General features: G+C 54.4%; 10 protein-coding genes and 1 other annotated feature. Of the genes, 3 read left to right on the forward strand and 7 right to left on the reverse strand.

The genetic code is table 11. The features are described from left to right. Positions 1-2,460 carry a bifunctional aspartate kinase/homoserine dehydrogenase I gene (gene thrA / locus NNL38_RS13415; RefSeq protein WP_255388525.1) on the reverse strand — a complete coding sequence of 820 codons (2,460 nt, stop codon included), beginning with the start codon at positions 2,458-2,460 and terminating at the stop codon, positions 1-3. 86 nt (positions 2,461-2,546) lie between these two features. Further along, positions 2,547-2,667, reverse strand: a sequence feature (Thr leader region). A 357-nt stretch (positions 2,668-3,024) separates the two neighbouring features. Between thrA and aceK the strand changes: the two genes are divergently transcribed. Beyond that, positions 3,025-4,740 carry a bifunctional isocitrate dehydrogenase kinase/phosphatase gene (gene aceK, locus NNL38_RS13420; RefSeq protein ID WP_255388526.1) on the forward strand — a complete coding sequence of 572 codons (1,716 nt, stop codon included), beginning with the start codon at positions 3,025-3,027 and terminating at the stop codon, positions 4,738-4,740. A 158-nt stretch (positions 4,741-4,898) separates the two neighbouring features. After that, a complete protein-coding gene (locus NNL38_RS13425) occupies positions 4,899-5,357 on the forward strand; it encodes a hypothetical protein (protein ID WP_255388527.1) in 459 nt (152 codons plus the stop codon). Positions 5,358-5,624: 267 nt separating this feature from the next. Here the strand turns inward: NNL38_RS13425 and NNL38_RS13430 are convergent, their stop codons facing one another. Beyond that, on the reverse strand, positions 5,625-6,128 hold the full coding sequence (locus NNL38_RS13430; protein ID WP_255388528.1) for a putative 4-hydroxy-4-methyl-2-oxoglutarate aldolase: 504 nt from the start codon (positions 6,126-6,128) through the stop codon (positions 5,625-5,627). 36 nt (positions 6,129-6,164) lie between these two features. After that, a complete protein-coding gene (locus NNL38_RS13435; RefSeq protein ID WP_255388529.1) occupies positions 6,165-6,569 on the reverse strand; it encodes a DUF3293 domain-containing protein in 405 nt (134 codons plus the stop codon). A 396-nt stretch (positions 6,570-6,965) separates the two neighbouring features. Between NNL38_RS13435 and arcA the strand changes: the two genes are divergently transcribed. Beyond that, complete coding sequence (gene arcA / locus NNL38_RS13440) at positions 6,966-7,685, forward strand: two-component system response regulator ArcA (protein ID WP_255388530.1); 720 nt, start codon at positions 6,966-6,968, stop codon at positions 7,683-7,685. Between the two features lie 75 nt (positions 7,686-7,760). On the opposite strand, the gene NNL38_RS13445 is transcribed toward arcA, so the two are convergent. From NNL38_RS13445 to mnmL, 4 genes are all read right to left on the reverse strand, one after another. Continuing rightward, on the reverse strand, positions 7,761-8,396 hold the full coding sequence (locus NNL38_RS13445; RefSeq protein ID WP_255388531.1) for a hypothetical protein: 636 nt from the start codon (positions 8,394-8,396) through the stop codon (positions 7,761-7,763). 2 nt (positions 8,397-8,398) lie between these two features. Then, a complete protein-coding gene (gene arcB, locus NNL38_RS13450) occupies positions 8,399-10,774 on the reverse strand; it encodes an aerobic respiration two-component sensor histidine kinase ArcB (RefSeq protein WP_255388532.1) in 2,376 nt (791 codons plus the stop codon). A gap of 134 nt (positions 10,775-10,908) precedes the next feature. Continuing rightward, entirely contained in the window at positions 10,909-12,738 is a 1,830-nt protein-coding gene (locus tag NNL38_RS13455) for a diguanylate cyclase domain-containing protein (protein WP_255388533.1), read from the reverse strand. Between the two features lie 59 nt (positions 12,739-12,797). Continuing rightward, positions 12,798-13,730 (reverse strand): tRNA modification radical SAM protein MnmL/YtqA, encoded by a 933-nt coding sequence (gene mnmL, locus NNL38_RS13460; RefSeq protein ID WP_255388534.1) that lies wholly within the window; start codon positions 13,728-13,730, stop codon positions 12,798-12,800. Between the last annotated feature and the right edge of the window lie 571 nt (positions 13,731-14,301).

Here is a 14,301-nt window from a genome sequence, read left to right on the forward strand (position 1 = left end):
TTAAACTCCTAGCTTCCAGCCTAAGGTCCGCATCAGATCGGCAAATACGCCGGCGGCTGTCACCTCGGTTCCTGCGCCGTAGCCGCGCAGCACCAGAGGGATCGGTTGATAGTAACGGCTGTAGAAGGCCAGGGCATTCTCACCGTCCTTGATTTTAAACATCGGATCATCCGGGTTCACAGCCGCGATTTTCACCGCGCAGCGACCGTGATCAATTTCCCCGACGTAGCGCAGAACCTTGCCTTCCGCCGCGGCTTCGGCCGACAGCTGGCTAAAGTAGGCATCGGCCTGCGGCAGGCGGGCCATAAATTCATCCACGCTACCTTCAGCGTCAAAGCCCGGCGGCAGCGCCTGCTCGACCTCGACATCGTCCAGCTCCAGCGCCATTCCGGCTTCACGGGCCAGGATCAACAGCTTGCGGGCCACATCCATGCCGGAAAGATCGTCTCGCGGATCCGGCTCGGTAAAGCCGTTATTGCGCGCGACGGTTGTCGCCTCGCTAAAACTCATGCCCTCATCCAATTTGCCGAAGATATACGACAGTGAGCCCGACAGGATCCCGGAGAAGCGCTCCAGCTCATCACCGGCCGCCATCAGGTTCTGCAGGTTCTCAATCACCGGCAGACCGGCACCGACTGTGGTTTCATACATAAATTTACGACGGGTGCCGCGGGCAGCCTGGCGCAGCTGATGGTAGTAGGCCATGCTGGCGGTATTGGCTTTCTTGTTCGGGGTGATCACGTGGAAACCGGCAGCCAGGAAGTCGGCATACTGCTCGGCGATGCCTTGATCTGAGGTACAGTCAATCACCACCGGATTGATAATATGGTGCCGCTGCACCAATTGGATCATCCGCGCCAGCGTCAACGGCTCATGGGCCTGGCCCATCAGATCGCGCCAGTTCTCCAGCGGCAGGCCGTTACTGTCGAGCAGCAAGCCTTTACTGTTGGCCAGGCCGCATACCCGAATGACGATTCCGCTGGACGCCAGCTTCTCCTGCTGACGGCGGATCTGCTCAACCAGCTCGCCGCCGACCCCGCCGACCCCAATCACAAACACATCAAGGAAGTGCTTACTGTTGAACAGGTTCTCGTGACACGCTTTGACCGCTTCGGAAACTTTCTCCGCCGGGATCACTGCCGAAATCGCCCGCTCAGACGAGCCCTGAGCAATCGCAATCACATTGACATCCACTTCGGCCAGCGAGGTGAAGAAACGTGATGCCACACCGCGGGAGGTGCGCATGCCGTCACCGACCAGGGTGACAATGGCAGAGTGATCGAGAAATTCGACCGGCTCGAGCAGGCCTTCTTTGAGCTCAAGCTCAAACACATTGTGCAGGGCGTCGCGAGCCGCGGCTTTGTCGCCACTCTCGATACAGAAACTGATGCTGTACTCCGAGGAGGACTGGGTGATCAGCACAATGGACACCCCGGCCGCCGACATAGCACCAAACACCCGGGTCGCCATCCCGACCATGCCTTTCATCCCCGGGCCGGAGACGTTGACCATGGTCAGATCTTTGAGCGTGGTGATCCCTTTAATCGCCAGCTTGTCTTCCCCGGTATCCTGGCCAATCAGGGTGCCGGCCCCTTGCGGGTTGAAACTGTTTTTAATCAGGCAGGGAATGTGGAACTGGGCAATCGGCGCTATTGTTTTGGGATGCAGCACCGAGGCGCCGAAGTAGGACAGCTCCATGGCTTCCTGGTAGCTGAGTGACTTCAGCAGCCGGGCATCCGGCACCAGGCGCGGATCGCAGTTATAGACGCCGTCGACATCGGTCCAGATCTCGCAACACTCAGCGCGCAGACAGGCAGCCAGTACCGCCGCGGAATAATCCGATCCATTGCGGCCCAGCGTTACCAGCTCACCTTGCGCATTACCCGCGGTAAAACCCGGCATAATATTGACGTGGCCCTGCGGCAGCGGTGACTGGACAAAATTCTTGGTCGAGGCTTCAATATCGACATGGGCCTCGAGATAATCGCCGTGCGCCAGCAAGCGCTCGACCGGATCAATCAGGCTGGCCGGCTGACCTTTGGCCTCCAGCAGCGCCTTCATCGCTACAATCGACAGCCGCTCGCCCTTGCTGATCACTTTGGCATAGACATTGTCCGGACACAGACCCAGCAACTTCATCCCATGGACATACTGGCGCAGCTGGCCTAACGAGCTGGCCAGCTTGGCATCAACCAGGGCTTTGTCAAACGCCGGCTCCCGCGCTTTCAGCCCGCTCAGCAGCTCATGGAACACCCCTTCCAAATCCGCCAACTGCAATTCTGACTCGCCAGTTTTCACCGTGCTGTCGATCACCGACACCAGTTTATTGGTGACTTTACCCGGCGCAGACAGAACGACTGCCACTTCCTCTTGCTGGGCATTATTAGCAATGATTTCTGCCGCCCGTAAAAATCGATCCGCATCAGCTAACGATGAGCCGCCAAACTTTAGTACTCGCATTCCCTACTCCCGACTTCCGTATTCACTGACGACCTGACTGCATATTCAGTACGGTAGAAAGCAAATTTATTCAAAATAAAAAAGGCAAAAAAAAAACCCGCACATGGAAATGTGCGGGCTCTTTTTCGAATTCGTGTGCGTGTCAGCCCGCCCCAACACACACGGTGCCGGTAATAATGGTTGTGATGGTGGTGGTGCTGGACATAACAAACATAACTGTATTCTATAATCGCCAATTGCCTGTATTGGTTAACGTTTACCTGAATCCACAGACCGAGTCAACCCTGTTTGTTGTTCAAATTGTTTATTCGGCCTCCATTCCAGCCCGACTTTACCCGCACGAATACCTCACTACATGCGAACAGCGCATAAAAAACAGCACAGATAGATTGCAGTTAATGACGCCGCGTTGCATAGTAAGATTGATGATCAGCAACATCGGACCAGCTTGCCGTTTTCTAACTTCAACCACGAGAACGGTACACAAAGACGGGGCTTGGATGGCCCAGGATTGAGACAGTCAGTCCGTGCAAACTGTCTACTCTTTATTCGGAGGGATCCCGAATGGCAACAGGAATGGAACAACTCGTCGCCCATACAATCTTGCAAGGCTTTGATGCCATGTACGGACGCTTTCTGGACGTCACGGCCGGGGCTCAGGATCGCTTTGAAAGCCAAAACTGGCAGGCCGGGCATCAGGCGCTGAAAAAACGGATTAGTTTTTACGATCATCACGTCGGCCTGGTGACCAAACAAATCCAGATCATGCTCGGAAAGCGCTATGCCAATCGCTCATTTTTGATGGCGGTCAAATCCGCCTATGAAGACTTGCTGCTCGATTATCCTCGTTATGACATTGCCGAAAGTTTCTTTAATTCGGTCTATTGCCGCATCTTCGAACATCGCAATATCAACCGGGATAAGCTATTTGTGCACAGTTCGCAGGAAGGACGGATCCCGACCTACCCCACCTCACTGACCCGGACCTATCACAACGGCAGCGGCCTCTCCAGTGTGCTTGAACGGATGCTCGATGACACACCGTTCACGTTAAAATGGGAAGACAAACAGCGGGATATCGCGTTGATCGTCGATAAACTCCACCAGGAACTGGGCTGCGCCCTCGGCAGCCACCCGACGATTGAGATGATCCGAGAGCCATTTTACCGCAACAAGGCCGCTTACCTGATTGGCCGGATCTACCTGGCTGATGAGCACACGGTACCACTGGTGCTGCCGGTGCTGACCAACCGAAACCGCGAGCTCTACATTGACGCCTGCCTGTGTCACGTTGATCAGGTCAGTATTATCTTCGGCTTTGCCCGCTCATACTTCATGGTTTATGCCCCGGCGCCGGCCGCACTGGTGCGCTTTTTGGCCGAGCTGATGCCCAATAAAACCAAGGCTGAACTGTATACCGCAATTGGCTGCCAGAAACATGGCAAGACCGAGCTTTACCGCGAGTTCTTGCATCACCTGGCCCACTCCGATGACCAGTTCGTCCCTGCACCGGGGATCAAGGGCATGGTGATGTCGGTGTTTACCCTCCCGTCCTACGGGTTTGTGTTCAAAATCATCAAAGATAAATTTGCCCCGCAGAAAGCGATCAGCCATGCCGTGGTGCGGGAGAAATACAAGTTGGTCAAGGAGCATGATCGGGTCGGACGGATGGCAGACACCCAGGAGTACCGCCATTTCTCATTTGATCGCCACCGCTTCAGTGACGAGCTGCTGGAAGAGCTGCAGGCGGTCGCGCCATCAATCATCAAGGTCACCGACGACACCGTGATGATCGATCACCTCTACACCGAGCGGCGGATGATCCCGTTCAACCTCTACATCGAGCAGGCCAATGAGGCCGATTTACGCCATGCCGTAGATGAGTACGGCAAAGCGATCAAGCAGCTTGCCGCCGCCAATATTTTCCCCGGCGATATGTTGTTCAAAAACTTCGGCGTCACCCGTCACAAGCGCGTAGTGTTCTATGACTACGATGAGATCAGCTATATGAGCGAAATGAACTTTCGCAAAATTCCGCCGCCCCGCTATCCGGAGGATGAAATGTCAGCGGAGCCCTGGTACAGCGTGGGTCCCAACGATGTATTCCCGGAAGAGTTCCGCACGTTTTTGCTGATCAACCCGACTGTTCGCGCCCTGTTTGATGAACTGCACAGTGATCTGTTCGAGGCCGAGTACTGGCAGCAACTCCAACGCAATATTGCCAATGGCCAGTATGAAGATGTCTATCCCTATAACGAGGAGCACAGACTGCGGAAATAGCAGCGCTTTGGGATCCGACCAGCGCCTTGCAACCTGCCACATATCACATTCATTTCAATTGACCGTTTCTATTGTGAGAATTATGACCTAAGATTGAGTGTATGCAAAAAAGTGCAAGCAAATAATCATAACGAAGCAGGCACAGGGAGGGTGAAACCATGCAGCGACTATGGTTCACAATGGCCTTGCTGGCAGTGGCACTGCCAACCGCAGCCGCGGAAAAAAACAACTGGGACCCGGCCCTCGCCAACGAGAGCTCCGGATGGTTCATCTCGTCTCAGTCCAAAAGCGCCGAGCAATTTGACCTGTGGCAGATCGACAGCGGCTACGCGTATGCCCTCAGTCAAAAGACCGAGCTCTACCTCAGTACCCGCCTGAAAAGTGGCAACGAGTTTCAGAGCGCAACCCGTGGCTTGCTCTCCGGCGTCAAATATAATTTCTCCCCCAAACTCAGCCTGCAGAGCGCCGTGACTTCAGAGTCCGTCAATGAAGAGGTGGTGATGGGCGTGGAGGTTTCCAGCCAGTATGAAGTCCTTAACCGGGTCAATGTCCATGCCACGGTCGACTATGAAGCGCTGGAGCAAATCTACCAGGTCGGGATTGGGTTTCGCTTTTAATACCAATCGCAGTAAATAACTGGTCATCCTCGCTTGTTAAAATGCTCGATAACTGCGTTAGAATTTTTGATTGTAGAATAACTACTTATCTGGAAATTCTGCCTTGTTCTCAAACATTTTTCCTGCGCTATTTCTGATCACTGATTTACTTTGATTGGTATAGCTTCGGCTCCCCAAATTCGTAAAAAACGACAGGAACGAATATAAATGAGCCCTTTCGGTTCGTTTATATCCGTTTTTATTGTTCAATAAATCGAAAAACTGTGTTTATTTTTCTGCCTTAAAAGGCGATAAATCCAACTTGGCTTTACTCAGGAGGATCCCGTTGCGATCGGCATAGAGCATATCTCCCGGATAGACCAGGGTATGGGCCACCGTCAGGGTCACATTACGATCACCGGTTTGCCTTTTTTCGGTCTTAAACGGACACGGTCCCAGCGCCTTAATGCCAATATCGATCGTCGCCAGCGTCGCGACATCCCGCACCGCACCGTTGACGATCACCCCTTCCCAGTGATTTTTCTGCGCCAGCAGCGCAAGCTGATCGCCCAGCAACGCAAACCTGCAAGAACCATGGCCGTCAATAAACAAGACCTTACCCCGGCCGTCCTCAGAGACGATCTCCCGTACCAGGCTATTATCTTCAAAGCAGCGCAAGGTCACGACCTCGCCGTAAAACAAGCGGCGGCCGCCATAATCATGCGAAGTCAAGGGTAACCAGCGAACATCCTGTTCGTAGTGGTCGCATAAATCGGGTAGTAAATCTAACATCTCGTACTCCTTGATTAAGATTGCCGATACTTGTCTCTACTCAGTGTAGAAAAAGTCTTTAAAATCACCTAGTTTTATTGTTGTGACAGCATCGATCTGCACCGGCTCGAGATACAGTTTCCCCTGCTCGACCCAATAAAACGCATTCTGCCCCCAACGTCGGGCCAGTTGCGCCGCTCGCGCCCGCGACACCGGCACAGCAAAACTCGGTTCCAACCAGCTCCCATCCGGCGCACTGCAATCGAGTGGTTGCAGCCCATTTATTTCGTGGAGGAGTTCATTTTTCAACAATGTGTTCCGTTTTCGGTTTTGCGCTGGTGGAAGAACAATGCTTCCGGGGTTAAATGCTGTTAGAATTGCAAAATAGGGGTAAACGGGGCGTTGCCCGGCTTTAAATTGAATAGTCTGGTAGCAACACCAAAGCGAGATGTGTTCACACATATGGCGCTTCCCTAAGCAAGTGCGGCGGATAATTTTGTAGTGCATGTTAAACAAACTGGCTAATCGTAATACAATTCAGTCTGTTTGACATATATCAAGGAAGCACTGAAAAGCAGTCACGAAACAAAACGAGAACATTGTTATCGAGCTGTTAAGTGAATACAATCGTCGCCATCCCACGGAAATTGTAGCCAATGCCCCTGCGATTCAGGGCTTTTTCAGCAATTCCCATAAAGAATATATTGCTGGATTACGGATGGCGTACCAAACAGGCAACTCTATTAGTTAAGTACCCGGTGTTTTACCCAATACTTTGCCTGTCTGTGAATTTTTTTTATAGAATTTAACTATTCAGATTTTGACCAGATTCCGTTTTTAGAGATTTAGGTACTGCCAATGCAAACCCCTCACATTCTAATTGTAGAAGACGAGCACGTAACACGTAATACCCTGAAAAGCATTTTCGAAGCAGAGGGTTACGCGGTTTTTGAAGCCAACGACGGCGAAGAAATGCATCAGATGCTGTCGGAGCACCACGTTCATTTGGTGATCATGGATATCAACCTGCCGGGCAAAAATGGCCTGCTGCTGGCACGCGAACTGCGTGAGCAGGGCGACATGGCGCTGATGTTCCTGACCGGCCGTGACAACGAAGTCGACAAGATCCTGGGACTGGAAATCGGCGCCGATGATTACATCACCAAGCCATTCAACCCACGTGAGCTGACCATCCGTGCCCGTAACCTGCTGACCCGTGCCATGAACCAGGGCCTGCCGACCGAAGACAAACGTCTGGTCGAGCGTTACGAGTTCAACGGCTGGTCTCTGGAGATCAATAGCCGCTCACTGGTCAGCCCGAATGGCGATCAGTTCAAGCTGCCGCGCTCTGAGTTCCGTGCCCTGCTGCACTTCTGTGAAAACCCGGGTAAGATCCAGACCCGTGCTGAGCTGCTGAAGAAAATGACCGGTCGCGAGCTGAAACCGCATGACCGTACGGTGGACGTGACGATTCGCCGCATCCGCAAGCACTTTGAATCAGTCGCCGATACCCCGGAGATCATTGCCACCATTCACGGTGAAGGTTACCGTTTCTGTGGCGATCTGGGCGAAGAGTAATTCTCGCTTTCCGGCTGATCTTCAAATAAGGCTCCGAACGGAGCCTTATTTTTCTAACCTCATATTGCTCCCCGCTCAGTCGCCGGTTCGCAACGGTCCGATGATCACATCATGCTGGATCAGGCGCACTTCCTCGCCTTGATAGCTCAGTAACACTGCAATATCCACGGCACTGCCCGGCAGCCACTCGGGTCCTTCAGACAAACTCACCTCCAGCGTCAGCTCCCCTTCCGCCCGAATATCCAGATTTTCTTTCACCAACCACTGCTGACTGCCCTGCATCAGCAAGACACGCAGGATATCCAGCTTCGGCAACGGCTGCATTTCCTTGGTCTGCAATTTAACCGAGGCATGGAGCAGGTCTGAGGGGGCGGTGCCGTCGGCACCGATCACAGGCAGCCGGCGCAACCATAGACTGCTGTTCAGCGTCACCACCGTCTCACCCAAAGTCAGCTCACTGGGCGCGCTGCGCCACAGATCAGTCGGCAATGGCTCCGGCAGCGGGGTTGCCGCGGCTGGCTCTGCCGGGCGCTCGGGTTTTCCGTCCCCGTCCGTCTCTACAGCGACCTGCTCCTCATCCTCTCCCGCAGCTTCCGGGGCCGGACGCGCAGGCTCGCCAGCATCAGATACCGGCGGCGTCGGTGATTCAGGCTCACTACAAGCTGCCAGCCCCAAGCTCACCACCAGGGCCAGCATCACCTGAAGTTTCATGGTTACTTCTCCTGCCGGGCTAACCAGCCCCTCAGCACATTAAGATCATTCTGGTAGTCATCTTTGATTTCGTCGACCCAGTCGCTGATATTTTCCCACCACGCCGGCAGTTCCGGCGACTGGGCTTTCTGCGCCACCTGCTGGATATGCTTGAGGCCGATTGAGCCGGCCGCCCCTTTGATCTTGTGGGCTTCAAACTTAATGCCGTCCTGATCCTTGGCCATCATATTCGAGTCCAGGATCTCAATATACTCCGGCATTTTTTGCTCGAACATCGCAATACTGTCATACACTGGCTGGGTGCCGACAATCTCGACGTAGGAGCTCAGCATTTCCAAATCCAACAGCTGGTTGATCTGATCGTCACTCAGGTGATCGCCTGCCGGCGTCGGCTCGGCATCGGACGCCGCCTCCTCAGCGCTCTCTTCGTCATCCAGCGGACAAGTCAGCACCAGGCGAGAGATCACATCCGAAATCGCTTTCACGCTCAGGGGTTTGCTGAGCGCATCATCCATCCCTTTTTCCAGATACTCCGCCTTGTCTTTGATCACGTTAGCGGTCAACGCCACCAGCGCCGGCAAATGGTCATAGCGCTCACGCAGCTGGCGGGCAATATCAAAGCCGGACATGTCCGGCAGCTGAATATCCAGCAGCACCAGGTCATAATCATCCGGATTGAATTTCTCCAGCGCCTCATCGCCGCGCATGGCAATGGTGACCTCATGCCCTAAGCTCTCAAGCAGCGCCTTGGCCACCGTAATATTGAGCTCGATGTCTTCGACCATGAAGATACTCAGGCTCATCGGTGACGGGGCCGGCAGCGATTCCTCCGGCTCATGTCGCTCAACCACCGGGGCACAAATCGTCACGGTAAAGGTGCTGCCTTCACCGACTTCCGACGACACAGTAATATCCCCGCCCATCATCTGCACCAGCTGGCGGGAGACCGCCAGGCCAATTCCGGTACCGACGGCATGGAGGTTATCGCTGTCATCTTTGACCTGATAATACATCGCAAAGATCTTATCCAGCTCAGCGGGCGGGATCCCGATCCCGCTGTCTTCGACCTCAAACGTAATATGTGCCTGCTGGTCGACGACATCGCTGCTGATTGACAGCACCACCCCGCCTTCTTTGGTAAATTTGGTGGCATTGCTGATCAGGTTCCACAGCACCTGGCGCAGCCGGGTCCCGTCAGCCTCGATACAGGCCGGCAGCTCCGTCAATTGCTCCAAATCGAACCGTAGCCCTTTCTGCTCAGCCATCAGCGCCGAGATATTGCCCATCTCCTCAACGAACTCGGCAAAATCAAGCGGTTTGGGCAACAACTCCAGGCGGCGGCGATCGGACTTATCCATATCGATAATGTCATTGAAAATATTGCCCAGGGTGATCGCGCTGACATAAATCGTCCGCATGTAGCCGCGCTGCTCTTGATTGAGCCGGGTTTCCAGCAGCATTCGGCTCAGCCCGACAATCCCGTTCAGCGGGGTTCTCAGTTCATGGCTGATGGTCGAGATAAACGCAGTTTTATCCCGGCTGGCCTTCTCCTGGGCATCCTGGTACTGCTTGCGCTCAGTAATATCGCGGCCAAAGCCCATCAGTCCCAGACGCCGCCCCTCGCGGCTGTAGAACGGCACTTTACGCAGCTCAAACACCGCCTTGCGACCGTCGGGATATTCCAGCCACTGCTCATAAGTCAGCGACACGTTCTGGTTAAACACCTGCTGATCAGTTTCGACAATCTTACGGGCGATGTCTTCACTGTAGACATCCCACGGCGTCAGACCGACCAGCTGTTTTTCGGTCCTGCTGGTCAGCTCCTCCATCGCCCGGTTACAGCCGGAGAACTGGCCTTTTTCATTGCGGTAATAAATCAGATCCGGCGAGGCATCGAGGAAAGATTTGAGCAGGGCACTCTGCTCCGCCAGTTCCAATTGGGCATTCTCCCGCTGGTAGACCTCATTTTCGAGATCCAGCATCGCCTCTTCACGCGCTTCCTCGGCTTTTTTCCGCTCTTCAATTTCCTGATTGAGTTGGGTGATATTTTCCTGCAACTGCTTATTGAGCTGCATATCGCGCGAGCGCATCTCTTCAAGTTTGGTCACCAGCTTCGACAGCCGCTGGCGCGAGTCTTCCAGCTGATCGACCACCACCGAGAGAAAATAGACCGCCCACGGGGTGATCAACAACCCGAAAAACACCGAGCGGACAATATCGATGTTCAGCACTTCTCCCTGAAGCACCAGCGTCACCCCGACCTGAACCACCACCGCCAGGGCCACCAGCGCCAGCGCCAACAGCAGGCTGAAGCGGACAATGCCGAGCTTCACCAGCAAATCGACATAAAACTGAGCCAGCACCTTGATTTGTTTCATTCTTTATTCCTGCTCATGAAAGGCTACGCCTATGATAATCATCCCGAGGCAAGAACCAAAGGAGATCCCCCACAGATATCAATCAGCCTGCAAAATGCAGGCTGATTGATTGGATGTATTTCCGGCACTTGCCCTTATGCGTGGTCGCCGCCAGTCATCACCATGGTACAATTTCGCCCGGCCGCTTTGGCTTTGTAGAGGGCAATATCGGCCATTTCAACCAGATCCCCGTAGTCCTGGGTCGGCAGCGGCGTAATGGTCGCGACCCCCAGGCTCACCGTCAGCTGATTGCCCACGCCCGAGTATTCATGAACAATACCTTGCGCAGCCAATTGCTGGTGCACCTTCTCAGCCACCACCAACCCACCAGTCTGGTCGGTATTGGGCAGCAGGAAGGCGAACTCTTCCCCACCGTAGCGGGCCACTTCGTCAGTCTCGCGCCGGATCACATCACGAAAGACCTTGGCAACTTCCCGCAGCGCATAGTCCCCTTGCTGATGGCCGTAGTTGTCGTTAAACGCCTTGAAGCTGTCAATGTCACAGAGGATCAGCGTCAGCGGTTTCTGCTCGCGGATATGACTGTGCCAGAGTTTGCGCAGCTGCTCATCAAAGTAGCGACGATTGGCCACCTTGGTCAGGCTGTCGACAAAACTCATTTCCTCCAACTCCATGATCGCATCGGCCAGTTGCTGCTCGGCCATCCGACGCTCGGTCACATCCCGGGCCATCACCAGCACCCCCGGCACCCCATCAGTCGGATCCCGATAGGGGGTTTTCACCATCTCATACCACACCGGGGTGCCGTCTTCGAGGATCACATAGTCATCTGCTTTGACCGTCTTGCCCTCCTCAAGCACCTGGCGATCCGCTTCCTGAAACTCCTCCCACTTATCCGGCTCCAGCACATCCGCAGCCGATTTACCCAACAAGGTTTGCTGGGTATAGCCCAGCGCGCGGGCAAACGGCTCGTTACAACCGACATAAATCCCGTGCTCGTTATACAACCCAATGGGATCTGAGCTGGCCTCAAAAATCGTATTGAGCAGCGAGCTGCGCTGGGCCAGGGCCTGCTCGGTGATCTCCCGCTTCTCGATCTCCTGTTGCAGGCTCTCCTGCATATCATGCCAGTCCGTCACATCATGGCTGATCGACAGGGTGCCAATTACCTCGCCGTGATCATCGATCAATTGGGTTTTGTTGGTTTCGAGTAAGCGGCTGGTACCATCCGGTGCCGTGGTCCAGGTATGCAGCGGATGCAGGGAAGACGCCGTATTCTCATCTTCCATCACCCCTTCTTCAAACCGGCCGCGCCAGAAGCGATTGAAGGCTTTGTTGGTGCCGATGATCTCACCGCGGTTGTTCTGGTAGTACACCAGCTCGGATAAGGAATTGAGCACCTGCTGGAAAATCCGCTGCTCCTGTTCAAGCTGATCGGGCGAGGCCGGTTGCTGGGGCGGTTGAGACAGGTAGAGCAACCAGGCCGCCTGCCATTTAAAACGGATCGGTTGCCCGGAAACCGCCAGCGAGAGAGTATGGCCGGGCTTGATCCGGAGCGCCTCGGGGGCATTTTGAAACCCACGGCGATACGGCAGCGGCCGGAGGTAATCGCACATCATCTGGGCGGTGATCTCATCCGGGTAGCGATAGCGGCTACCCAGCTTGCGCACGCCGATCAGCTCACAGCAGCGTTTGTTAGCATAGAGCAGGGTGCCGTCCTTGCGCCGGATAATCGCCACCGCCAGCGGCAGGTCAGTGAAAATGGTTTGCAGCCGACGAAACGACGCCGCATCGAGATGCAGCACTAACATCACCAGCAACCCGCTGCCGATGACAGCCCCCGTAACGAGCAGGGCCGTCAGCAACACCGGGTTGCCGACACGATCAATTGCCTCAGCGGCCTGCCCGACCGCCGGGAACATGAATAGCACAGCCAGCCCGAGCAGGTGGCGAACAAAGAGCAACATGCTGATTTTTCTATCGTGGCGAAAAATGAGCCGATAATCTAACACATTTCATACAAGCGCTATAGCGCAGACCGAGAGATAAATGGTTGGTCCAGCACACTGCCCTGAGCGCCATCCCGGCTCAGTTGCCTGCTGATTTCCGTCATCGCCAGCCAGCGGTTCTCGCACCACGCAGGTGCCAGTAAAGTCGGTTTTCGGGCACTGGCCGACACCCGGTGGTACACCACATCCGCCGGGGTTTGGCGGATCATCGCACTGGCGATATCGACATAGTCAGCCAGGCTGATCTCGCCCAGCCGCCCGGCCTGCCAGGCCTTGGCCAGGGTACTGCCGCGGACAATATGCAGCGGATGCAGCTTGATACCATCCACGCCGGCCGCCACAACCTGGCGCAGTGTCTCCAGGCATTCGGCTTCCCTTTCGCCCGGCAGTCCGACAATCAAATGACAACAGACCTTCAACCCCAGCGCCCGGGCCTGCTCGGCAACCCGGGCATAACAGGCAAAATCATGGCCACGGTTAATACGTTTGAGAGTTCTGTCATGTGCGCTTTGCAGTCCCAGCTCGAGCCAGATCTCATAGCCCTGGCGACGGTAACCGGCCAGCAATTCAAGCACCGCCGGCGGCACGCAATCGGGCCGGGTACCGACGCACAGGCCGACAATATCAGCGGCGGTCAGCGCCTCTTCATACATCACCTTGAGCGCCTGGACCTCGGCATAGGTACTGGTATATGCCTGAAAGTAAGCCAGATAGCGCTTCGCCCGGTTCACTTCCCCCGCCCGCGCCTGAAGCTGCTCACGAATTGGCAGAAAACGGGCTTGCTCATCGGCAAACGAGGCGACGTTACAGAAGGTACAGCCTCCCCGGCCAATCGTCCCGTCCCGGTTCGGGCAGCTGAAGCCACCGTGCAGGGTCAGCTTATGGACCTTTTCCCCGTACCGATGCTTTAAATCCTGTCCGAACGTGTTAACGAGTTCATGCAGTTGCATGGCATTCCCCGAGTCATGAATGAGAGCCGCGCAGGTTAACACCAAAAAACAGCCGAATATTTGTGCCAAAACAATAAACACGTCGCGCCAAAACAACAAAAAGAGCTATGGATGACAGTCCGGTGTAGCACTCGAAGGGCGTGTAATTAAAAAACAACAAAATGAAACACTCTTGCAGCAAATTTAGCGGCATAAATGACTATTCAGGTCGGGTGCACTGCTCACATTATTCAAAATGAGAGGTATTATCGAATAAACAACCGATTACAACCGCTACCCATTCACCACCCCGGCAATTTTATGCAGACACCCCTTCAATAATTGTTGGTAATTAACAAATCAAAAATGTAGGATAGTTACAGCTGTGCGCATTTTATGAACAATAAAAATGACGGAATCACCCTACTTTTTAGTGATTTCTGTCACATCACCAGTGCAGCTGTAGCACTTTTGCTAACCAGGACAGAGGTGCTACAGAATTAAGTTTGCTATTGATTTGAAACATCATCCCACAGCAAACACACATTGCCCGGGCAGGACAAACCGTCCTTTTATCCCCTGCAATGTCATA

Origin of the sequence: Photobacterium atrarenae (genome assembly GCF_024380015.1) — a bacterium.
In the GTDB taxonomy this organism is placed as follows: domain Bacteria; phylum Pseudomonadota; class Gammaproteobacteria; order Enterobacterales; family Vibrionaceae; genus Photobacterium; species Photobacterium atrarenae.